The organism is Coleofasciculus sp. H7-1, assembly GCF_057473865.1.
This window is the reverse complement of the sequence record NZ_JBYCCT010000066.1, coordinates 21,272-43,516: the sequence shown is the minus strand read 5'-3', so window position 1 is coordinate 43,516 and position 22,245 is coordinate 21,272. Positions and strand designations below refer to the sequence as shown.

The window sequence follows — 22,245 nt, the reverse complement described above, 5'->3', positions numbered from 1 at the left end:
AAGTTTTGAGTTTTGAGTGCTGAGTTTTGAGTTAAGAAAATAGCCTGATAATTCAAAACTATCAATTCATCTATGAATTTAAAACTCAAAACTCAAAATTCAAAACTCAAAATTCAAAATTCAAAACTATCCTTCTATGGTCACACTGCTAGAAAATCCTTTACGTGTTGGGTTGCGGCAGGAACGGATACCAGAGCCGCAGATTTTGGTAATCTTCGGGGCATCCGGAGACTTGACGCAACGGAAGCTCGTGCCAGCTCTCTATCAGATGAAGCTGCAACGACGCCTGCCAGCAGAAATGACCATTGTCGGCGTGGCGCGTCGGGACTGGAGCCACGACTACTTCCGGGAGCAGATGCGCCAGGGGATCGAAGAATTTAGCGATGGTATTGGCTCAGAAGAACTCTGGCAAGACTTCGCCCAAGGTCTGTATTACTGCCCTGGTGATATTGACAAGCCAGAAAGCTATCAGAAACTGAAAGCCTTCTTAGCAGAATTGGATGGTCAGCGCGGAACGCGAGGAAACCGCGTATTTTACCTCTCCGTTTCTCCCAAATTCTTCACAGAAGCCCTTCGCCAACTGGGTACGGCGGGAATGCTTGATGACGCACTTAAAACCCGTTTGGTGATTGAAAAACCCTTTGGACGGGATCTCAACTCCGCCCAAGCTCTGAACCGCGTAGTGCAGCAGGTTTGCCAAGAAAAACAGGTTTACCGCATCGACCACTATCTGGGTAAAGAAACGGTTCAGAATCTCCTAGTTTTTCGTTTCGCTAACGCAATTTTTGAGCCGATTTGGAACCGGCAGTTTGTCGATCACGTTCAAATTATGGTGGCAGAAACCGTAGGCGTCGAAGACCGTGCCGGATACTACGAAAGCTCCGGAGCCTTGCGGGATATGATGCAGAACCACCTGATGCAGACTTTCTGCCTCACAGCAATGGAACCGCCCAATTCCCTGGATGCCGATAGTATCCGCACAGAAAAAATGAAGGTTCTGCAAGCAACTCACTTGGCAGACGTGCATAACCTGGAGTTATCAGCGGTCAGGGGTCAATACTCTGCTGGGTGGATGAAGGGTAAGCCGGTGCCTGGGTATCGAGAAGAACCGGGGGTCGATCCCAACTCCACGACGCCAACTTATGTCGCCATGAAGCTGCTAATTGATAACTGGCGCTGGCAAGGAGTTCCTTTCTATATGCGAACTGGCAAGCGGCTACCCAAAAAGGTCAGTGAGATTTCCATCCACTTCCGCGAAGTTCCTTTCTTAATCTTTCAATCTGCCGCCCAACAAGCTAGCCCGAATGTGCTGACGATGCGGATTCAGCCGAATGAAGGGATTTCTCTACGGTTTGAAGCCAAAATGCCGGGAACAGAACTGCGGACGCGGTCGGTAGATATGGACTTTAGCTATGGTTCCTCGTTTGGGATGGCAACGTCCGATGCTTATGACCGGCTGTTAATCGACTGTATGCTAGGCGACCAAACTTTGTTCACCAGAGCTGATGAAGTGGAAGAAGCGTGGCGTGTTGTGACACCGGCATTAAACGCTTGGGAAGCGATGACTGACCCGACCTCAATTCCCCAGTATGAAGCGGGAACTTGGGAGCCAGAGGAGGCAGAACTGCTGATTAATCAAGATGGACGCCGCTGGCGCAGGCTCTAATAGTTCATGGTTCATCGTTCATGGTTAATAGCAATGAACAATGAACAATGAACAATGAACAATGAACAATTAGCAATTAGCAACGAATATGACCACACAATCTCTTCCGATTGTTTCAATACAGCCGCCCAAAGATGTTTCAATGACAGAAATTGAGGCGGAACTGCATCAAATTTGGCAAAGCTACAATAGCGACAATGGCAATGGCGAGTCTCCTTTGGCTACACGGGCAACCACGTTTACTTTTGTGGTTTACGAACCGGAGGAAACTCAGCAGCTGTTGGCAGCCTTAAAATTTTACAAAGGCCCGATCGATGGAATTGATGGACCGTTGACGGTGGCGGCTCTCAAGGCGGCTCAGAAAGCTTATGGACTGCCGGTAACGGGCAAGACGGATGCCGGAATCCTCGACCGACTGCGAGTAGAGCAAGCTAAGAAACGCTCCGCTGGGAATACAACCGAGGCAGATGCCAGTAACGGTCAGCAGTCTTCCTCAGATAGCTTTAGAATTGCGGATGCGATCGCTGCCGCTAATCCCTGCCGCATCATTGCCTTGTGTCCCGTCTCCGGGCAAGATGAAGGCGTGACTGCCCAAGTCTCAGCCTATTGCCCCATCCAAAAGCAAAGTCAAAATACGCTCATCTGCTGCGAATACATTACTCTGCAAGGCACTGCGGAAGCGCTGGAACGCATCGGTGGGATTGTGACTGGGCTGCTAATCGGCGGTCTGCCTAAGTTCCTCTGGTGGAAGGGAACGCCCGATCCCAATGATGGTCTGTTTAAGCGGCTGGCAGCAGTCTGCAATTCTGTCATCGTTGATTCCTGTGTTTTCAACGAACCAGAGGACGATTTACTGCGGGTACAAACCGTTCTGGAACAAGGCGTTCCGGTTGCTGACCTGAATTGGCGTCGGCTGGCTCCGTGGCAAGAGTTAACCGCCGAGGCTTTCGATCCACCAGAGCGCCGCGAGGCTCTCAAGGAAGTGGATAAGGTGACGATTAATTATGAAAAGGGCAATCCCGACCAAGCACTGATGTTTATCGGTTGGCTGGGAAGTCGGTTGCAGTGGCACCCCGTTTCTTATACACAAGAAGGCGGTGATTATGATATCAAGCGTATTCAATTTGTTGCTCCCGATCAGCGGACGATAGAAGCGGAGTTGGCGGGGATTCCCACTGCTGACTGGGGCGATATACCGGGTGACTTGATTGCGCTGCGTCTGAGTTCGACGAACCTGGATGCAGACTGTTGTACGGTTTTGTGTTCCGAAACCACGGGTTGTATGCGGATGGAGGCAGGTGGTGGTGCCCAAGCTTGCCGGATTCAGCAGGTAGCGCCGATGTCTGACCAAAAGGCTGAGTTCTTGTTAAGTCAGCAGTTGCGGCGCTGGAGTCGGGATATGCTTTACGTAGAAAGTATGGCGATCACCACGGCAATTCTGAAATTAGCGATCGCTAATGGCTAATCGCTAATTGTTCATCGTTCATAGCAACATAAATGAACAATGAACAACAAGCAATTACCAAATATGGCTTTAGCGATCGCAGGAGAACGCAGCGGGGTGGGCAAGACAACAGTTACGCTCGCCCTGCTGTCGTCTTTATGTCGTCAGGGTTACAAGGTTCAATCTTTTAAAGTTGGCCCAGATTATATCGATCCCATGTTTCACAGGTACGTGACTGGTCGTGCCTGTCGAAATTTAGACCCGGTGCTGACCTCTGAAACTTACGTGCAGCAGTGTTTTTTACGTCATCGTTGCGGGAGCGACTATGCCGTAGTGGAAGGGGTAATGGGGCTATTTGATGGAGTCAAGAGAATTAAAAATGAAAAATTAAACATTAACCAAGAAGCGGAAGATTCTGCACTCAGCACTGATTTTGGGAGTACGGCTCATATTGCGCGACTTTTGGATTTACCCGTGCTGTTGGTGTTAGATTGCAGCCGGTTATCTGGTTCGGTGGCAGCGATCGCTCATGGCTATCGTTCCTTTGACTCTAGAATCAAGATGGCTGGAGTGGTGCTAAATCGGGTGGGAAGCGATCGCCACCTGCAACTTCTCAAAGACGCTCTGGAACCCTTGCAGTTGCCCGTTCTAGGTATTCTGCGGCGACAGGATAATATCAGCATTCCCGACCGACATCTGGGCTTGGTGCCCACCGCAGAGCTTTCTCAGATGGACGCTTTAATCGATCGGCTTGCCGATTTGGGAGACAGTTGCTTTGAGTGGGAACACCTCTTGCCGCTTCTCAAGGTAGAACAAAGGCAACAGGTAGAATTGATTGATACTTCATCCCAACCGTCGGGGTACATCCTCGATCCTTTAAGAATTGCTGTTGCACGCGATCGCGGTTTCAGCTTCTATTACCAGGACAATCTAGATGTACTCGCATTTTTGGGAGCAGAATTGGTGTTTTGGAGTCCGCTGACGGACAAAAGCTTACCAGAAGACATCCAAGGATTGTATTTTGGGGGTGGTTTCCCTGAAGTTTTTGCCCAAAACTTGGCTGAAAATACCGCGACTCGTGATGCAGTGCGGAAGGCAATCCTGGCGGGAATGCCCACTTATGCCGAGTGTGGCGGTTTAATGTATTTGTCGGAACAGATTGTAGATTTTGAGGGAAATTCTTACCCAATGGTAGGAGTTTTGCCCACCACAGCCGCGATGAATTCGCGCCTGAGTTTGGGGTATCGGCAAGCGATCGCGCTGCAAGAAAGTCCCCTCCTGCCTACTGGGGCAACCGTTTGGGGGCATGAGTTTCACCGTTCCCACTTAACTGAGGAACCGGAAGCGCCTCTATTTCAAATTCGGGGGTACGATCCCCACAGCCCGATTACTAGCGAGGGATGGGCGGTGCATCACGTTCATGCTTCCTACGTCCATCTTCATTTTGGCGGATGTCCGGAGATTCCCGCTCGATTCTTAAAGCATTGTCTTCATTTTGCCCAAGCTGGTAAGGAGTCAAGCACGATGTAAAACCGATTGGTGGGCGGATGCTCGCTACTTTTGTCTGCAATGCTTGAGCGTGTAGTAGCCTGCGATCGCAACTGTCACTTTTGCTTGCTTCTTCTGCGTTCAGCTGATGTAAGCTTTAGCTAACTTACGCTAGCCCCTTTCGGCGGACGATCGCTATGTCTTCTGAACAGTTCCAAGCAGCACACGACAGCATCTATATCACAGGCAGGCTACTCTTACAGTCCCTTCAAGAGATTCGAGCGACACGCGAAGGCGAGGGAGACGATACCAAGGCGTTACAACGCATTGAAAATGACATTACTAAAGCGCTATACGCCTTAAAAGAGCAGAAGTATCAAGTGGCGGTTATTGCTCCCCAGAATGCAGACAAAAACACCTTTCTCAATGCCTTAATGGGGGCAGATATTTTACCAAGTGAAGCCGAAGCGAGTACTGTCTGCCGTACAGATATTCGACATATTGACTCTGGACAAGTGCCTAGATTTCTGGAGTATCGAGAAGGAAATCGGCAACCTGTTGCGATCGCCTCTGGTGATGCGGTCGAAATTCAACAAAAATTCCAAGAGCGTACCCACTATATTCGGAATCATCATAATCCTGACAATACTATCCGCTTTAAAATAGAACATCCGATTGAAGCAATTAGCACGCTTTCATCTCTAGCTGGCTTCACCCTGACCGATCTGCCTGTTCAAAATGAGCGGGAATCTACCCCGACAACAGACCAGAAACAGATTATTTTGGAAGCTTTAAAAATTAGTGATGTGATTTTGTTTATTTTAAACGATAGCGATTTTCAAAATGAGTCTATCTCCGGTTTTTTAAAGAAAATAATAGACAATTACCGCAAAATTTTAGCAGTAAATCAAAGTAAAGTTTTCTTTGTTATTAATGAAATTGAGCCGAAACCGGACACAGATGCAGACGTTCCTGAGGTCATAGAAATTTGGAAACAAAAGTTATTTGGCTTAGGTTTTTCCAATCCAATTATCTATTCGGCAAGTTCTAAAAAAGGACTTTTAGCAAAACTGATTCAAAGCAGCACAGCAACTAGCAGTCATACAAAAGAGTTTGTACAAGTATTTTTAGGGAACTATATTGAAGAAACCGAGGAAGGTGAATTTAGAGTTCCCCAACCTATAGAAATTGCGCCTAAAGTTCTAAAAGATAGCGGAATTCCGGTTATTCAAGAAATAGTGCTTCAAAGAATTATTCAAAATTCAGGTTGGAACCTTCTGAATGGAGTTTTGGCAGAACTCAATAAAGCTGCTAAAGTAATTGAAGATTCTCTGAATACCAGCCTCATGAACTGGGAAATAAAAACTGAAAGTATTCAAAAAAAGGGAGATTCCCAAAGTTTAGAACCGCCAATTAATGAGGCAATTGTAACATTAGAGAATCAGCTTGACCATTTGGCAAACGAACCCCAGAAGCAGGAAGCAGATCCCGATCGAATTGTGGCAATTTTGAAGGAACGGAAAGCCCAACTGAATGAATATATGAATGAATTGACCTCAATTCGGAAATCGTTGGATAGTTGGAAGCCAGTACAGACAATTAGGTAGGCTGCCAGAGAATTTGACTAATGGATGCGATCGCGTTATTCCCTCTTTTACTGCGCGAACCGACAGGTCGGCGCAACGCGCGATCGCATCTACTACAACCACCAAAACGCGAACCGACAGGTCGGCGCAACGCGCGATCGCTCTTGGAAAGATATTCTAGTATTGAATTTGAGACACTCCACAACCGACAATGGAGGTATCTATGGATGCCCTGATAGAGGAACTAGACGCAAAATTGCGCCAGTGGAAACCTGATGTTGCTGAACAAGTACGGCAATGTGTAGCAGAAATCATTGAAATGGCAGATCGGGATGTTCTGGATATTCTGCGATCGCGAGCTGTTGAGCAAGAGGTATTGGATTTACTAGATGAACCGGAAACCCGGTGAAGTTTGGCTTGCCGATCTGGGATTGGCGGCGAAGACGCGACCCGTTGTGATTTTATCTCGCTACGATCCGAATCCGCCACGGGCTTTGGTGATTTATGTGCCACTGACAACTCAGAATAGGGAAAGTTTATACGAAGTTGTACTGCCCAAGCTCCACTTCCTTGAGCGGGAATCCATAGCAAATGTGCAAGGTTTGGCTTCTATCCCAAGACTGAGACTTGAGCGAAAACTGGGTAAACTGCCAGATGAAGTAATGCTTCAAATCAAACAAGCTATTCTTTTCGCTTTGGATTTGGAGCCTGATGCTCCACAAAATGGCTCATCAGAGACGCTTGGATAATGAGCGAACTGACTTTTTCTGCGCTTCGCTATCGCCTCTACCACAACCACCAACCTAAAACGCGATCGCTACTATTTAGAGACAGTAATAGCGATCGCTTCCGAAAATACCCTAACCCGCTGCATATTCTGTAAACTGTCGCATAAACGGCGATTGAAATCCCAGCACAATATCCTCCTTTGAAACCCCCGCTGCAACTAAATCCGCCGCAATATCATCCTCTGTACCATTCCACTGAAGCCAAATCTTTCCACCTTTGATGTCAATGTGGATGACACAACTATGCACCCAATCCTGCCGATCCCACCCCACATATACAATTTGGTAATGATCGCGCTCGATATCAAAAATCGTCTCAACTTCAATATCCCCGTAAGCTGGCTTCCGCTTGCCAAACGCCAAAAGCATTTGTTGCACAAGCTACCGATACCGTGCTAGTTTCTCCATTCAACAATCACCTCACGCTCTGCATCGTAAATAATCATTTTGACCTGATTTTCCTCCACCATCGCTTTCGGAAAATCAAGTTGAAAAAATGTTTTGTCAGTCGTCAGAGGCACTGCTAAATATAAAGCACGTTCTGGCTCTCGCCGCCTCAGTGCGCCTCTGTAATTGATGAATTGCCCTAATGCAGTATGGAATTCTGAGACTGCAGATGACCTCTCCAGAAAGCTTTTAACCTCAACTGCAATTTTCTCACCTTCCCGTTCTGCCGCAATCAGCTTTTCTGCTGCCAAATCAATAGACATATTTACACCACCCACACCAATCGAGAGCGGATCGTGAATAATCTGCCAACCGTCCTTCTTTGACACTCCCCGCGATAAATCGACGGGGATTCTTGGCTCAACCAGTCGGCTTGCTCTTTAATGTCACCACCAAGGAGTAGAGGTCGGTCTGTCCCCAAGCGTTAATTCCGGCGTGCCCCGCCGTATTTATCTCAATCCCAGCTTGCCTCAAGCCTTTCGCTAAAATGTTCAGCGCTGCATTATGGTCGCGGTCTAGAACAGTTCCACAACTACAAATATGTGTCCTAGTTGAGAGTGATTTTTTGACCGTAGCACCACAAGTAGAACAATCCTGAGAAGTGTAGTGAGGGGCAACAGCGACTACTGTCTTTCCATACACCTTCCCTAGATACTGCAACCACCCGGCAAACTGCGACCAAGCTGCGTCACTAATTGATAGACCGAGCTTATGATTCTTAACCATGTTCTTCACCTGAAGATTCTCGTAGGCTACAAAATCGTTAGATTTCACTACGCACAACGCCGTCTTAATGGCGAAGTCTTTACGCTGCCTACTGACCTTGAGGTGTTTTCTCCCTAACCGATTAATCGCTACGAAGCGATTAGATGAACCTTTTTTCTTCTTAGAGACTCGCCGCTGTGCCCGTTTCAGCGCTTTCTCACTTTTGCGGAGATGGCGAGGATTGGGTACAGTTGCTCCAGTGCTGTCGGTGTAGAAATGGTTTAGTCCTACATCTAAACCAATCGCCTTACCCGTAGGAATTACTTCCTCTACTCGTTCTACATTGATGCAGAACTGGGCGTAGTAACCATCGGCTCTGGCGATGACCCGCACCCGTTTGATTTCTTCCGGCGCGTAAAAGTGCAAGTCACGAGAGCCGATTAACTTGAATGTGCCAGCCGCAAAACCGTCAGTGAAAGCGAGACATTTCTTATCAGGAGAAAGTTTCCATCCTGAAGTTTTGTACTCCACAGAACGAGTGAATTTCTTGAACTGTGGATACCCTTTCTTTCCCGGCTTTTTAGCCTTGCAATTAAGAAACGCTGGATCGCCATTAGGGCGCGTTCAGCCGAAGCTTGACGCGCCATTGAGTTAAGCTTACCCGCCCACTTAAACTCTTTAGCCATTACAGCGCATTGTTTGTAGAGATCGGGTAGTTGAACGCTACGATTATCCATCCAGTACCTGAGTGCTTTATTGCGGACAAACTGCGCGGTCCGGATCATTTCATCGACGATCCGATACTGCTGTGGCTTTCCTTTCAACTTGAACTCAAGTACAATCATGGAGGAATTGTATCATGTTTATAGCTTTAGATAGCTATAAAATCAAGAAAAATTCTATTTCCACTAATCTCGGTCAAAGAAAAGCCGCCCTTCGGCAGGCTCAGGGAACACCTATAAGGGCGGGGCTTTAAACCCAGTTTCTTGGTAAAGCTCTCTTGACAACTTCATGAAAGACATCTTTAGCAGACATACGTATCAATACTAATATTTCTGGCTTCCATGCTACCTATAGGGCGGTAGAAAGGCGATCGCTGTTGATTAGAGACGCTTGGTAAATGTGCGAACTGACAAGTCAGCGCAACGCGATCGCATCGCTTTTCTCTCTTGCTTCGTTGTTCTTCTTTCTTCGCGGTTTATCCCCCCAAATTCCCCGCCTTGCTTAAATCTGCTTCCTGATTTTCCACCTTATAAACGTTGATCTTGTTGTTCAGTTCGCGGATACGACGGGACAGCAGACGAATGATGTTCACCGCAATTCCTGGCGTCTCATCAATCGCATCATACAGTTGCAACTGCGTCAGCATCAGACACTCGCAGGGTTCCAAAGTCGTAATCGAAGCCGAACGCGGCTCAGCATCAAACAACGACATTTCTCCAAAAGTGGCTCCCTGTTCCAGGTGCGCCAAATCCCGACCGCCAAAATGAACCCGTACCCTGCCGGAAACGACAATGTAGAGCGATCGCCCCTCTTGTCCTTCGGTAAAAATCGTATGATGCGCTGGAAAGGATAACTCATCCATCACAGAAGCCAGCCGCACCAGAAAATCATCCCGCAGTTCCTGAAAAATCGGGACGCCCCTGACAAATAATAGGCGCTCAACACTGGTTAACATCGGAATCTAGACTCTAGACTTTGGACTTTAGACTTTTAGACTTTAGACTTTAGACCTTAGACTTTAGACTTTAGACTTTAGAGCAGCCCATCGTCCATACGGTAATCGTCCAGAGTCCAGAGTCCGTAGCCCTTCTATTGTCCCAGTTCTGCCATCATCTGCTGAACTTGGGCGGCTACAAGGCGATCGCGGTCATTTTTCAGGACGGGCAACATTTCCTGCAAAGCGCGAGGTGCAGCGGCTCTCAAATAAGCCAGAACCGCTTCCCGCACAAAGCCAGTGGGATGGCGCAGACACACCAGCGTCTGTTCCGGTGTCAGACTCCATTTCGCCTGACGTGCTGCATGAAAACAACAAGCTAAAGGCCAGTCTGACAGGAAATGACGTAAATCAAGCAACCGACGCAGGCGATCGCTCTGAATCATCGGTTTATAGGGAAACATCTCCGCCAAGTTTTGCAGTTTTTCTTCCTCCGATCGCCGGTCGAGAATTCCCACTAGCGATCGCTTCTTGGCAATATCCAGAGTATTATCCAAAATTTCCAAACCCAGCGCGATATTCGACGGCGAATCAGATTGCAAATTAAACGCTGCCGCTTGAATCGAGCTAGCCGGATAAAGAAACTTCATCAGCAAAAAACACCGCTCGATCACATCCGACTGCTCTTCCAGAAGTGCCCGTCGTAGCAATGAGAGTGCTGATTGCTTCGCCTCTAGTGTTGAGGCAAACGAGGACTCAATTGGCTCATCCGCTGACAAATCTACTAAGGCAGCATACAACTGTCCGACAAACAGCATTTCCTGCTCGATTAACATTTCAACGCCACTGCGACCTAATCGGTCGAGAACCCCGTCAATTCCGGTTTCGTGGGGCATTTTGAGCAGAATCCGCAGGATGTTGCGTCGCGTAGTCCCCCAGCCGGTTTTTAGATGAGCCACCAACTGATTGAGGGTTTCGGACGTGCCAATTTGACCCATAGCGCTCCAAGCCTGTAGCCTTACCAAGTCTGGCTTGTGGATATCTTGTGCCAACTCGACCAGCATCGGAATCGCTTCATCTCCTAAACGCACAATCGCACCTAGGGCGGCTTCGCGGGTGGACTTATAGTAAAGCCCTCGCACCAGAGCCGGATAGTATTCGTGTAAGCGGGTTGAGGAAATCACCTCCAGCAAGGCGCAGCGCACGCGCAAAGACTCATCTTGCAACAAAGTAGGAATATAAAGTCGCAGTGCCTGCAAATAATCTGCCTCTCCCAGCGCTCGACAACCCATGACTCGTTCCCGTTCCCGTTGATGAGTCAGCATCCGGCGCAAGGTATTGGTGGCTTCGGCTTTCTCCGTCGGGGTGCCCCGGCGCAAGATTAGGGCGGCGGCGGTTCCGCGCACCACCGGGTCTACGTTGGGGCGGAGGTAGGGCTGTAACTGGCTAATATCGGGGGTTTCCTGAGTTAGCCAGACATAGCGCAGAGCGACGGCAAGAACTTCTGGGTTGGGTTTTTGGGCAATCAGCGCCTGAACTTGGTCTAAATAAGTGGGATTCGGCGTCAGCAGCATTGCTTCTAGGCTCTGGCGCTGCAAGGCTGGAGCGAGGTGAGTCAGCAGCGGCGCGAGGATTTCGCCCACATCCTCCAGGTCGATTTGGCACAGGAGTTCGATGCAAGAGCGTTTATCTGCTTCGGTACCTGGTTTTTCTAAGGTTTCGACGACAGCACGCTTGAGGACTCGCAGATCGACATCAGAGACGCTTAGCCGTTCTCCTTGGGCGCTCTGAACCAGTAAGCCGACATAGCTTGACCGGAGCTGGAAAACGATTAACAGCCAGAGGAGGGCAAAAATAATAATAACGGCGACAAACACCCAACTCTGGAGATATCGCAGCGAGTTCTCCGACAGGGTGTTAAAGGCAAAGGCTAACAGGCTGATGATGCCTAAAATCCCCGCTCCAGTAAATCCTGTAGAGAGGGATTCGGCAATGCCTCGCACCTGAGCCAGGATTGAGCTGCGAATATTATCAGGGAGCGGTTGGAATAGAACCGGCCCAAGGGCAGCCATGAGGGTATAGCGCAGCAGTTCGTCGATAAATTTGAGGAAGATCAGACCCAGAAAAAAGCCTGTAATCCCGGTGAGAGAGACCAAGCTAAGGATAATAATTGCCGCAGGCAACAACATAGCGGCAACAAATACCCCCAGCCTTTCGATGGCTCGACTGGAGATAAACCACTGGGTTGCCAGTTCGCATAAACCCACAATGCCGCTAAACAAACCGAGGAAGCTGGCAATTTCCTTGCTATCAAAGTTCAGTTCTAATTGACTGAGATACTGAAAATCGATTAACAAGAACAGAATCTGCCCGACGATGAAGAAGCCAAATAAGGGGATGACGTAGCGCTGTAAGGGGCCTCTCAGACGCCTGGATGTGAAGTCGGTTTCTTGATTCAAGCTGGCTCTGAGGGGAGAATCCGGGAAGGCTTGCTTATACTGTTGGGTGAGATAAAAAAGGCTACAAGCTCCCAGCCCCATCATCACGACAGCAACTAGGGAAACGTTATAAAGTCCGACGGTGGCGAGGATCAGAGGGAGGGAAAAGCCGCTGATCACATCTGCGACGAGGATGCCACTACTAATGAGGGGGTAGGTGCGTTTAATTTCCCGGATATTGAACAGTTGATTGGCAGTGATGGAAGTGTTGAGGTCATTGAGGACGTTAATCGCTTCCACCCACAGCCTCATCAGAAAGACCGTGACGCCAGCTAGATAGACAATGTTTAATCCCAGGCGAAATAGTACGAGGGGCACGACTGCAAGGCAGGCAACTAGGACAACTACCCAGCGCAAAGGCAAAATCTTTTGCATCCAAGAGTAGACAAAGCCCAGACTCGAACCAATACCCGCAGAGAGGATATAGAACAGGGGCAATTGCTCTGCGCCATACTCTTTCAGGAAGAGGGCGACAGTGCTGGCTTCTGCCCAGATGATGCCTATGGAAGTTGTGGTGTAGAAAGCGAACATGAATAGTGTTCGCTCTCCTTCTTCTGGACGAAGATTGACCCACTGGAGTAATGCCCGTCCCCAATCGGACCAAGACCAAGCGCGATTGTTCAGTTTCATTGGTATTTTGTCCGTTGTCAGTAGTCAGTGGTCAGTTGTTTCTTTTTTGCCACTGACCACTGTTCGGGCGACGCCTGGTCCTCCCCACACCACTGACCACTGACTACCTGACTACTGACCGCCGACGACTGAGCTATTTTTTCGGAGACAGCAGCATCATCATGTTGCGACCTTCTTTTTTGGGAGCTTGCTGCACTTCCGCCACTTCCTGTAAATCCGTCGCCATCCGCTTGAGTAATTCCTCGGCTAAATCGCTGTGTTGAATTTCTCGGCCTCGGAACGTAATTGTGGCTTTGACCTTATCTCCCGACTTCAGAAAGCGCTCGGCTTGATTGACACGCACTTGATAGTCATGCTCTTCAATCTTGTAGCGCATCTTCACTTCCTTGACATCAGCGGTATGCTGATTTTTCCGGGCTTCCCGCGCTTTTTTCTCCTGTTCAAATTTATACTTGCCGTAGTTCATAATCCGGCAAACGGGCGGTTCTGCTTTATCGCTGAGCAGGACAAGATCCAGCTCTTTTTCTTCGGCGATACGGATAGCCTCGCTTGGCGTCATAATTCCCAGCTGCGTGCCATCGGTGTCGATGACGCGAATTTGGGGAAAGCGAATACGTTCGTTGATTTGGGGTAGATCGCGAGTGCGTCTTTTCTCAATCACAGGCATTAGGGTTATGTTTGCTCGGTTAGTTGATAAGGTTAATTTGATAGCAGTGGGTTACTGAATGGTTGAGCGATCGCACTAGGACTACAGGCTGCTCCCTGGCGTTCTCAATTTCACTCCCAACGAAACCAAGTTTTTCAAACTTGTACTTGCCATTCTACTGAGTATGGGAGAGTTTCTGTCTATAGTTGTTCATGTAACTTCCAAAAAGTGATCGCTGGCATCTCTCCCTCAACCGACTGCGTATTGGCAATTCACTCAGGCAGTGCCAGTCTGGTGTCAGTAGGTAAAGACTTTTTCTGTGCTATAGCCATACAGTACGGGTTTTGTCTAGGTTTATTAACTTAACTTCCCAGAAAAACCGATGAGACAATCTCTAGCGGCAAACCACTAAAATGGAAGTTAACAGACAAAGACAAAGTTTGTAAAACTTATTAAATTTGAGGCAAAAGCGATCGTGACCCAGCATTGGCAGCATCGAATTGGCAGTCAACGAGACTGGGTTTGGCGGGGTTGGCAGACTCGCTATACATACATCCGGGCGTCTCAACCGACACAAATGACGACTCCCTTGATGCTGCTGCATGGATTTGGAACTTCCATTGGACACTGGCGACACAATCTAGCCGTATTCGGTCAGTTTCACACGGTTTATGCGCTGGATATGCTGGGATTTGGGGCATCCCGGAAGGCGCAGGTAGAGTACAAAATCGATCTTTGGGTAGAGCAAGTTTACGATTTTTGGCGCACTTTCATTCAGCAGCCAGTGGTGTTAGTCGGAAATTCGATTGGATCGCTGGTGTGTCTGGCGGTGGCGGCAGCGCATCCAGAGATGGTGAAGGGCTTTGTGATGATGAGTTTACCCGATCCATCCGTGGAGCAGGAGGCGATTCCTACATGGCTGCAACCCGTTGTGACAGCGGTTAAAGGTGTTGTGGCTTCCCCCGTGATTCTCCAGAACGTTTTTTATCTAGTCAGGCGTCCGTCCTTCGTCCGCAAGTGGGCAGCGATCGCTTACGCTAACCCAAATGCTGTCACCGACGAACTGGTAGATATTCTGGTAGGTCCTGCTCAAGATCGCGGTTCGGCAGCAGCATTCTGTGCCATCCTCAAAGCCATGACCAGTGCTAACTTTAGCCCCAGTGTCAAAACCTTACTGCCAACCTTGAACACCCCCATGCTGCTGATTTGGGGGCGGCAAGATAAAATGATTCCTTTGAGCATACTGGCTCGGTTCAGCGATCTCAACCCTAAGCTTCAGTTAGTAGAGCTGGATGCCGGTCACTGTCCCCATGACGAATGTCCCGATCAAGTCAACCAGATTATCCTCAACTGGCTCGACACGATGCCTCAAGACAAGGCAGATAGCTCTGCTACACCCCAAAAACAGTTAGCAGTGAGTGATTAGCTTTTAGTCAAGTAGGGTGGGTACTGCCCACCCTATCGATTTTCTCTGCTTGCGTCTAGCTTCTAGCCAATGGTGACTTGATCGCTTTCGACACCCGTGGCACCCTCCACACTCCGAGCCACCGAGACCATTTGATTGAGAATTTCCTGACTGGGAACTTGTCCTTTTAGCACAACTGTGCCGCTGGTTTGGGCGACATAGAGCGTATTAATATCATCCAAATTCGGATCTTCATCGAAAGCTAGAGCCACCCGCTTGGCAAGTCCGCTTTGGTCATATTCCCCAGTTAATCCCACTCGCTCTGGGGGAATCGTCTCGCTGCTACTTTCGGTGCCGGTTGAGGCAGGAGCTTGAGCTGTCGGTGCTGGTACCGCATTTGTTTGGGCATTTTGCGGCTTTTCCATGCCAAAAAGTCTTTTTAACCAACCCATAGGTATTTTTGCTCCAATTAAGCTGAACTATACCATTATTATGAAATTGCCAAATCAAGACATCTATCAAGGAAAAGATTTAAGGTTCTCCGGGCGCTAAATCTCGCTTCTACAGAGATAGCCGTTTTTTGTAGTCAGGGGGTGCTATACAGTAACATTAAGATAGAGTTATGTTGACGTAATTTCTGTCAGCATTGCCTTCGCATAGCGTGTAGGCAGTATGTCTTTGCTAACGTACTGTTTACAACCCAACGCCGCTTCTCGTAGGGAAGCAAAATATCGAGCGTGTTGCATTCGCAACATCGCGCCTCTGCTTGCTTTGTATAAAATGAAACACACCCTTTCAGTTTTGGTTGAAGATGAAGCTGGAGTCCTGACCCGGATTGCCGGTTTGTTTGCCCGTCGGGGATTTAATATTGAAAGCCTTGCTGTTGGCCCAGCTGAGCAGTTCGGAATCTCCCGGATTACGATGGTCGTGCCGGGAGATGACCGGGTGATCGAGCAACTCACCAAGCAGCTCTACAAGCTGGTGAATGTACTAAAAGTTCAGGATATAACGGATACTCCGTGTGTAGAACGAGAGCTGATGCTGCTGAAGGTGAATGCTACCAGTTCCAATCGCTCAGAAGTGATTGAACTGGCTCAGGTTTTCCGCGCTAGGGTAGTAGACATCGCTGAGGATGCGCTTACTTTAGAAGTGGTGGGAGATCCAGGCAAATTGGTGGCGATTGTCCAAGTGCTGAATAAATTTGGTTTGCGTGAAATTGCTCGCACCGGCAAAATCGCCCTTACCCGCGAGTCGGGTGTTAATACAGAGTTTCTCAAGTCTCTGGAAGCTAAACTTTAATCGAGCCAAGGGAGTTTTTCAGTTTGTTGGTGCGGGAAGTGGGGTGAAGCATCAATTTTTGTGTATAGGCGATCGCGCTTTCTCGCATCTGTTATTCGCTCTTATTTTCTCCAAGTCTCCAGTCTGCTCTCGTCAGTCTCGGAGATTTTTTGGGCAAGGAATCCCAATGAGTGCAACTTTGCCCTAAACATCAGCTAAAGTTTCCGGATGAGCGGATGCCTACCCCGGATTAGAGAAACTGGATTGGATCGGGAGCGGTTAGAGTCTAGTCCTCACTAAGTACAGATACTATTTTCTTTATCAGAAAAATCGTTTATTCTCTGGTAAAGACATAATAAGAGGTGCGCTGCCGAATCACGTCAAGAACCTCTCCTAGAGGGGAAACTTGCGAACCAACCGGCGCAAACCATGCTTTGACGCCAATACTGGGAGCAATGCCGAAAATTCCTGCTGGGTATGCAGTTCTAGATGGTTCCCCAATCTGGATTATTTGCCAGACTCTTGACTTAAGTCGCCTGTAGAAGGGACATTTTGGCAGGAATAAATGGAGAGACTCCTTTTAATCAACGATTTCTGGTAATTACAAAACTCACATATAACGACGATAATGCTGGCGGATTATTAGTTAATTGCAAAACCTAAGCAGCTCCAAAGCCGGTTCAGCCGATTAAAAGTAGTATTTGTGCCTATTCGTTTTTAAAATACCGCTACTGCTAACGCATTGGCAGAGGAATAATCTCCATCGAACGCGCACAAACGTAAAAGCAATGACCGATCTGAGCCGACCAGAAGAGGCAGCTGCATACAATCAACGCTCATTAAAGACTCTCTTGAGAGCGATCGCCCTTTCTCAGGGGCAATTCTCGCTAATTCTGGTGCGCTGCAACTATGCCTTGTTGCAACAGCGGATGGTGCAGCAGGTACGAAAAAAAAATCCATTTTCGCTGCGCGAGGTGGTATTAGCAGATTCGGTCAAGACGCTTTACAACCCCATTTTAGAAGCGCTAGAACAAGGGAATTCGTCCCGACAAACAGAAATATTATCCGCCGCGATGATCTTAGGGCTGGAGTCAGTGGTCGCTCTAGATCAGCTGCTGACCTCGACCAACCAAGTGCGCGATGAGTTTCGCGCTCAGTTTCCTTTCCCCCTCGTCTTGTGGATCTCCGATGCGGTGCTGCAAAAGCTGATCCGGTTTGCGCCAGATTTCAAAAGCTGGGCAGCTTCTTCAATCCGGTTTGTGATGTCAGGGGAGGAGTTAATCGAATTATTGCGGCAGAAGGCGGACTCCCTGTTTGCCAAAGAGCTAGATTCTAGCAATTTTGAGTTGTGGCATCATTCCAGCCTCGATTTGGCTGTTGGTTCCCAGCATCGCTTGGAACTAGAGTCGGCTTTAACAGATTTGCGCCGTCGCGGGCAACAATTGGAGCCTCAACTACAGGCAAGTCTGGAATTTGTGCGGGGACGTAATGACTACGCCACCGATCAAATCCAGTCAAGCATCGCCCATTATCAACGAAGTCTGGCTTATTTCAGGACTGAAGACTCAGAACTGTTAGCACGGCAGGAAGTAAGGACTGAGGAAAACATCACAAAGGAGAGCCAAGAGGCAAGAGTCAGGGTTTCTGATTTTTCCCTCTGTGTCGTCAGTCCTCAGCACTCAGTCCTGAAAGTGGGTTTGCTGCTGTTTCACTTGGGGCAATGCTATACCCGTTTGGCTAACTTGCGACCAGAAATGAGCCGCCAGCACTGGAAGCAAGCGAGAAGCTATTTTCAGCACTGCATTGAGGTTTTTGAGGAAGCTCAACGTCCAGAACTGGTTGCTAAGTTTATTTCATTCCTTTGTGAAGTGCTGCGGCGTTTAGAAGCGTGGGCAGATTTGCAGGAGTTGGCAGAAAAAGCTTTGATACTGCATCAAACTTATGATGCAACCCTCCAGCAGGCCCAAGATTTTGGCTTTTTGGCGGAAGTGGCGCTTATCCAGTTGGACTGGATAGAAGCGTATCAGCAAGCGAATCTGGCACTTTCTACGCTGGCGCAAGAAACGTTCCAGACAACTTCTGTCTCAATCCCTCAATCTCAGTATGAAAGCTTATATTTGTTGCTGCTGGCACAGTCTCAGCAACATTTGGGACAGCGGCAAGCTGCCGCCGCGATTCACAACTTGGAACAGGCGCTCGACAAGTGTAACCATCAGTACGATCCACATTTATGTCTTCGGATTCTCAAGGCACTGCGATCGCTCTACTTTCAGCAGGGTGAGTATCTACAAGCCTTTCAACTGAAGCAAGAGCAGCGTTCCCTAGAGCATCAATACGGGTTCCGTTCTTTTACGGGTGCCGGACGCCTACAGCCTTACCGGCAGGCTCTGAACCCAGGTGCCGCATCTGGAGGCGACACGCGGCTGGGAGGGTCGATTCCCCAGGAAATTGCCGCTTCTGGTCGGCAGCAGGATGTCACGCGCCTAATTGAACGGATCGGTCGCAATGACTACAAATTAATTGTGATTCACGGCCCTTCAGGGGTTGGTAAAAGCTCAATTATCACCGCTGGCTTAGTTCCGGCATTACAGCTCAAGAGCATCGGCGCACGCGATGTTTTGCCCGTCGTGGTAGAGGTTTATAAAGATTGGATGGGGACGCTGGCGAGACAATTGGCGAAGGCACTCCGAGTCAGAAACCAGGAGTCGGAAGTTACTTTAGGGGAGGAGGGAGACGCCCAACATCTTCCCGCCACCATCGGGTCTGTACAGGAGTCAGAAGATAGCAGTGAAGTAAGAACGGGTGGGGAAACGTTATCTTTACAGGAAATCTTAGAAGAAAGCGATCGCGCCGAGGAAACGCATGAGCCGGAGGTAGCGCCGACATTACTCACCGCCAACCTTTTGGAACAGTTGCGACACAATAGCGATCGCAATCTGTTAACTGTTCTCATTTTTGACCAGTTTGAAGAGTTTTTTTTCGTCTGTACTCACCCAGCGATGCGGCGGCAGTTTTATGAATTTTTGCGCGACTGCCTCAACATTCCTTTTGTAAAAGTTATTTTGTCTCTGCGAGAAGACTATCTGCATTATTTACTAGAGTGCGAACGACTCCAGTATTTAGATGTCATCAACAACGACATTTTAAACCAAGAGATTCGCTACTACTTGGGGAATTTTTCTAAGTCAGATGCGCGGCAGATTGTCAAAAGCTTAACCGAACGCTCTCCATTTTTTTATTTAGAGCCGCAGCTAATTAATCGGTTGGTGGAAGATTTGGCTGAAGAACTGGGAGAGGTGCGCCCCATTGAGCTGCAATTAGTGGGTGCCCAATTGCAGGAAGAAGAAGACAAAATCACCACGATGCAACAGTATCAGCAACTGGGTTCTAATCCAAAAGCCGAACTGGTTGAGCGATTTCTGAAAAAAGTCATTGCTGATTGTGGTACCCAAAACGAAGCTGTGGCTTGGAATGTTTTATTCTTATTGACTAACGAGAAAGGGACGCGACCCCTGAAGACGAAGCAAGAGTTGGCAACCGTATTGCAGCTTGAGGCGGAAAGATTAGTGGGAGAGGAATTGCCCCTACTAGACTTAATTTTAGAAATTCTTGTAGGATCTGGTTTAGTTTTTGTGATTTGGGAAGGCTCAGAAGCCCGTTACCAATTGGTTCATGATTATCTGGTCGAGCGGATTCGTCAAAAATCCGATCTGAACTTGAAAGCCCAACTAGCACAAAGTGAGCAAAAGCTGCATCAGGCTCGGAAACAACAATTGCAAACGATTGGCGTCGGCATTATGATGACGATCCTGGCAGTTTCTGCCGGGGGATTTGCGCTGCGAGCCGAAGCTCAAAGAAAACTAGCAGCGATCGCGCAAACAAATGCTCAACTCACCGCCCTGAGCGCTTCTTCCGAAACTCTCTTTGTCTCCTACAAAGAATTTGATGCCTTAATCGAAGCCTTGAGGGCAGGTAAAAGCCTCAAAAGTTCAGTTGGGGTAGAACCTGATACCCAAATGCGCGTCGTCACGGCGATGCAGCAGGCAATCTACGGGGTACAAGAGCGCAATCGCCTGGAAGGACATCGTGATGTCGTTTGGAGCGTGAGTTTTAGCCCCGACGGTCAGACAATTGCCTCTGCAAGCGTCGATAAGACGGTAAAACTTTGGCGGCGCGACGGCAAGATCCTGAAAACCCTGTCAGGTTCTCTGGGTCATCGTGACAGCGTCACCAGTGTCAGTTTTAGCCCCAACGGTCGCCTCTTAGCTTCGACTGGTTCTGACAAGACAATAAAACTTTGGCAAACAGACGGTACTTTACTGAGAACCTTTGACAAAGCACACAGTAGTTTGGTTAATCAGGTCAGCTTTAGTCCAGACGGTCAAATATTAGCTTCGGCAAGCGATGACAAAACAGTAAAGCTTTGGAACTATCGCACCGGCAAGTTGCTGAAAACGTTGAAACACAACGGGAAAGTCACCAGCGCCAACTTTAGCCTGGATGGTCGATTTTTGGCATTGGCGAGTGACGACAAAACAGTGACAATCTGGGACATGGCTTCCATGACGCTTAAGCAACCCTTAAAAATTCTCAAGGGACACACTGGCAAAGTAACCAACCTCGATTTCAGTCCAGATGGGCAGTTGTTAGCGTCGGCAAGCGATGACAAAACAGTGAGGCTTTGGAACTACCGCACTGGGCAAACGATCCGGGTTCTTCAGGGACACAGTGACTGGGTGTTTGGAGTCAGTTTTAGTCCCAATAGCCAGATGATTGCCTCTGCCAGTAATGACAATACAGTGAGACTCTGGCAGCGTAACGGGAAGCTGCTGAAAATCTTTCGGGGACATAGCGATGGGGTGACAAGTGTCAGTTTTAGCCCCGATGGTCAGACGATTGCTTCTAGCAGTTACGATAAAACCGTCAAATTATGGCGACTTAATGATATGTCGCGCACTGTTTTAAAGGGACATACGGATGATATCTATGATGTGAGTTTCAGCCCCGATGGTCAGATGATTGTCTCTGCCAGTCAGGATAAGACAGTGAAGCTGTGGGACACAAGCGGTTCTTTGATCGCTACGTTGAATGGGCATAAAGATCGGGTAAATAGTGTGAGTTTTAGCCCAAATTCTCAGTTGATTGCTTCTGCTTCTCGTGACAAGAGGCTGAAACTTTGGAATCGATCGGGTACGCTTCTCAACCCTCTGAATGAGGCGAATAAGCATAGCGATTGGGTTTTGGATGTGGCGTTTAGTCCCGATGCCAAGATGATTGCTTCTGCTTCTCGCGATAAGACGGTGAAACTCTGGGATACTTCGGGCAATTTGATTAAAACTTTAACCGGGCACCGCGATCGCGTCAATGCAGTGGCTTTTAGTCCCGATGGCAAATTACTAGCGACTGCCAGCGACGATCATACGGTCAAACTCTGGACGAGTCAGGGAAAATACCTGCAAACTCTACCGGGACATAGTAGTTGGGTTCTGGATGTTGCCTTTAGCCCGGATAGTCAGCTAATTGCATCAGCGAGTTATGATAACACGGTAAAACTTTGGCGGCGCGATGGTTCTTTATATCGAACTTTGAAAGGGCATACGGATAGCGTTGCTCACGTTAGTTTTAGCCCAGATGGTCAAATTCTAGCGACGACGACCTGGGAAAACACGGTGCAATTGTGGCGACTGGATGACACGTTAATTAAAACGCTCCAAGGTCATAGCGATCGCGTTACCAGTGTCAGTTTTAGTCCGGACGGGAAGATTCTTGCTTCTGCCAGTAAGGACAAAACCGTGATGTTGTGGAATCTGGATCTAGATAATCTCCTGGCACGCAGTTGTAGTTGGGTGCAGGACTATCTAGAAAATAATCCCAAAGTCCGAGAAAGCGATCGCCAACTTTGTGATAATTATTAGTCTTTGGTGATTTTAGATGAACCGCGAAGACGCAAAGGAAGAAAAAAGAGAGAAGTTTATAAATTAATCAGGATTGCTATAGGACGTGGGCA

At 48.3% G+C, this 22,245-nt stretch carries 17 protein-coding genes and 1 pseudogene; 11 read left to right on the top strand and 7 right to left on the bottom strand.

The features are described from left to right. Positions 1-136 precede the first annotated feature (136 nt). The 8 genes from zwf to AC2VDX_RS16730 all read left to right on the top strand — a co-directional run bounded on the left by zwf (position 137) and on the right by AC2VDX_RS16730 (position 7,067). A complete protein-coding gene (zwf, locus tag AC2VDX_RS16765) occupies positions 137-1,666 on the top strand; it encodes a glucose-6-phosphate dehydrogenase (RefSeq protein WP_378183418.1) in 1,530 nt (509 codons plus the stop codon). 88 nt (positions 1,667-1,754) lie between these two features. Next, entirely contained in the window at positions 1,755-3,131 is a 1,377-nt protein-coding gene (gene opcA / locus AC2VDX_RS16760; protein ID WP_378183415.1) for a glucose-6-phosphate dehydrogenase assembly protein OpcA, read from the top strand. A 63-nt stretch (positions 3,132-3,194) separates the two neighbouring features. After that, the gene (locus AC2VDX_RS16755; RefSeq protein WP_378184026.1) at positions 3,195-4,640 is read left to right on the top strand and encodes a cobyrinic acid a,c-diamide synthase CobB; all 1,446 of its coding nucleotides are present in this window, start codon (positions 3,195-3,197) and stop codon (positions 4,638-4,640) included. 155 nt (positions 4,641-4,795) lie between these two features. Continuing rightward, entirely contained in the window at positions 4,796-6,205 is a 1,410-nt protein-coding gene (locus AC2VDX_RS16750) for a dynamin family protein (protein WP_378183412.1), read from the top strand. 20 nt (positions 6,206-6,225) lie between these two features. Continuing rightward, positions 6,226-6,420 (top strand): hypothetical protein, encoded by a 195-nt coding sequence (locus AC2VDX_RS16745; RefSeq protein WP_378183409.1) that lies wholly within the window; start codon positions 6,226-6,228, stop codon positions 6,418-6,420. Then, positions 6,408-6,593, top strand: a complete 186-nt coding sequence (locus AC2VDX_RS16740; RefSeq protein WP_378183406.1) for a hypothetical protein — start codon at positions 6,408-6,410, stop codon at positions 6,591-6,593. Before AC2VDX_RS16745 ends, AC2VDX_RS16740 begins: the two co-directional genes overlap by 13 nt. After that, complete coding sequence (locus tag AC2VDX_RS16735) at positions 6,574-6,933, top strand: type II toxin-antitoxin system PemK/MazF family toxin (RefSeq protein WP_378183403.1); 360 nt, start codon at positions 6,574-6,576, stop codon at positions 6,931-6,933. Before AC2VDX_RS16740 ends, AC2VDX_RS16735 begins: the two co-directional genes overlap by 20 nt. After that, positions 6,933-7,067, top strand: a complete 135-nt coding sequence (locus tag AC2VDX_RS16730; RefSeq protein ID WP_378183399.1) for a hypothetical protein — start codon at positions 6,933-6,935, stop codon at positions 7,065-7,067. The genes AC2VDX_RS16735 and AC2VDX_RS16730 overlap by 1 nt, the downstream gene beginning before the upstream one ends. On the opposite strand, the gene AC2VDX_RS16725 is transcribed toward AC2VDX_RS16730, so the two are convergent. From AC2VDX_RS16725 to infC, 6 genes and pseudogenes are all read right to left on the bottom strand, one after another. Then, positions 7,045-7,341, bottom strand: a complete 297-nt coding sequence (locus AC2VDX_RS16725; protein ID WP_378184024.1) for a XisI protein — start codon at positions 7,339-7,341, stop codon at positions 7,045-7,047. The two genes, AC2VDX_RS16730 and AC2VDX_RS16725, sit on opposite strands and share 23 nt — an antisense overlap. Before the next feature lie 26 nt (positions 7,342-7,367). After that, the gene (locus AC2VDX_RS16720) at positions 7,368-7,748 is read right to left on the bottom strand and encodes an element excision factor XisH family protein (protein ID WP_378183396.1); all 381 of its coding nucleotides are present in this window, start codon (positions 7,746-7,748) and stop codon (positions 7,368-7,370) included. A gap of 31 nt (positions 7,749-7,779) precedes the next feature. Continuing rightward, positions 7,780-8,969, bottom strand: a pseudogene (locus AC2VDX_RS16715) (RNA-guided endonuclease InsQ/TnpB family protein). Between the two features lie 353 nt (positions 8,970-9,322). Next, positions 9,323-9,802 (bottom strand): Crp/Fnr family transcriptional regulator, encoded by a 480-nt coding sequence (locus AC2VDX_RS16710; RefSeq protein WP_378183393.1) that lies wholly within the window; start codon positions 9,800-9,802, stop codon positions 9,323-9,325. 134 nt (positions 9,803-9,936) lie between these two features. Continuing rightward, the gene (locus AC2VDX_RS16705) at positions 9,937-12,909 is read right to left on the bottom strand and encodes a HEAT repeat domain-containing protein (protein WP_378183390.1); all 2,973 of its coding nucleotides are present in this window, start codon (positions 12,907-12,909) and stop codon (positions 9,937-9,939) included. A 133-nt stretch (positions 12,910-13,042) separates the two neighbouring features. After that, positions 13,043-13,576, bottom strand: a complete 534-nt coding sequence (gene infC, locus AC2VDX_RS16700; RefSeq protein WP_378183386.1) for a translation initiation factor IF-3 — start codon at positions 13,574-13,576, stop codon at positions 13,043-13,045. A gap of 454 nt (positions 13,577-14,030) precedes the next feature. Between infC and AC2VDX_RS16695 the strand changes: the two genes are divergently transcribed. Next, positions 14,031-14,981: an alpha/beta fold hydrolase gene (locus tag AC2VDX_RS16695; RefSeq protein WP_378183383.1), complete on the top strand. Its 951-nt coding sequence runs from the start codon at positions 14,031-14,033 to the stop codon at positions 14,979-14,981. Positions 14,982-15,043: 62 nt separating this feature from the next. Here AC2VDX_RS16695 and AC2VDX_RS16690 read toward each other — a convergent pair whose 3' ends face one another. After that, positions 15,044-15,412, bottom strand: coding sequence for a BON domain-containing protein (locus tag AC2VDX_RS16690; protein WP_378183380.1), 369 nt, complete (start codon positions 15,410-15,412; stop codon positions 15,044-15,046). 328 nt (positions 15,413-15,740) lie between these two features. Between AC2VDX_RS16690 and ilvN the strand changes: the two genes are divergently transcribed. Both ilvN and AC2VDX_RS16680 read left to right on the top strand, forming a co-directional pair. Then, the gene (gene ilvN, locus AC2VDX_RS16685; RefSeq protein ID WP_378184022.1) at positions 15,741-16,259 is read left to right on the top strand and encodes an acetolactate synthase small subunit; all 519 of its coding nucleotides are present in this window, start codon (positions 15,741-15,743) and stop codon (positions 16,257-16,259) included. A 767-nt stretch (positions 16,260-17,026) separates the two neighbouring features. After that, positions 17,027-22,153, top strand: a complete 5,127-nt coding sequence (locus AC2VDX_RS16680) for a WD40 domain-containing protein (protein WP_378183377.1) — start codon at positions 17,027-17,029, stop codon at positions 22,151-22,153. The last annotated feature ends 92 nt before the right edge of the window (positions 22,154-22,245 follow it).

Coding starts and splice junctions, on each gene's coding strand:
- AC2VDX_RS16750 (WP_378183412.1), top strand. CDS start 4,796: ATGTCTTCTGAACAGTTCCAAGCAGCACACGACAGCATCTATATCACA.
- zwf (WP_378183418.1), top strand. CDS start 137: ATGGTCACACTGCTAGAAAATCCTTTACGTGTTGGGTTGCGGCAGGAA.
- AC2VDX_RS16705 (WP_378183390.1), bottom strand. CDS start 12,909: ATGAAACTGAACAATCGCGCTTGGTCTTGGTCCGATTGGGGACGGGCA.
- ilvN (WP_378184022.1), top strand. CDS start 15,741: ATGAAACACACCCTTTCAGTTTTGGTTGAAGATGAAGCTGGAGTCCTG.
- AC2VDX_RS16710 (WP_378183393.1), bottom strand. CDS start 9,802: ATGTTAACCAGTGTTGAGCGCCTATTATTTGTCAGGGGCGTCCCGATT.
- AC2VDX_RS16725 (WP_378184024.1), bottom strand. CDS start 7,341: ATGCTTTTGGCGTTTGGCAAGCGGAAGCCAGCTTACGGGGATATTGAA.
- infC (WP_378183386.1), bottom strand. CDS start 13,576: ATGCCTGTGATTGAGAAAAGACGCACTCGCGATCTACCCCAAATCAAC.
- AC2VDX_RS16745 (WP_378183409.1), top strand. CDS start 6,226: ATGGATGCGATCGCGTTATTCCCTCTTTTACTGCGCGAACCGACAGGT.
- AC2VDX_RS16740 (WP_378183406.1), top strand. CDS start 6,408: ATGGATGCCCTGATAGAGGAACTAGACGCAAAATTGCGCCAGTGGAAA.
- opcA (WP_378183415.1), top strand. CDS start 1,755: ATGACCACACAATCTCTTCCGATTGTTTCAATACAGCCGCCCAAAGAT.
- AC2VDX_RS16735 (WP_378183403.1), top strand. CDS start 6,574: ATGAACCGGAAACCCGGTGAAGTTTGGCTTGCCGATCTGGGATTGGCG.
- AC2VDX_RS16730 (WP_378183399.1), top strand. CDS start 6,933: ATGAGCGAACTGACTTTTTCTGCGCTTCGCTATCGCCTCTACCACAAC.
- AC2VDX_RS16690 (WP_378183380.1), bottom strand. CDS start 15,412: ATGGGTTGGTTAAAAAGACTTTTTGGCATGGAAAAGCCGCAAAATGCC.
- AC2VDX_RS16755 (WP_378184026.1), top strand. CDS start 3,195: ATGGCTTTAGCGATCGCAGGAGAACGCAGCGGGGTGGGCAAGACAACA.
- AC2VDX_RS16680 (WP_378183377.1), top strand. CDS start 17,027: ATGACCGATCTGAGCCGACCAGAAGAGGCAGCTGCATACAATCAACGC.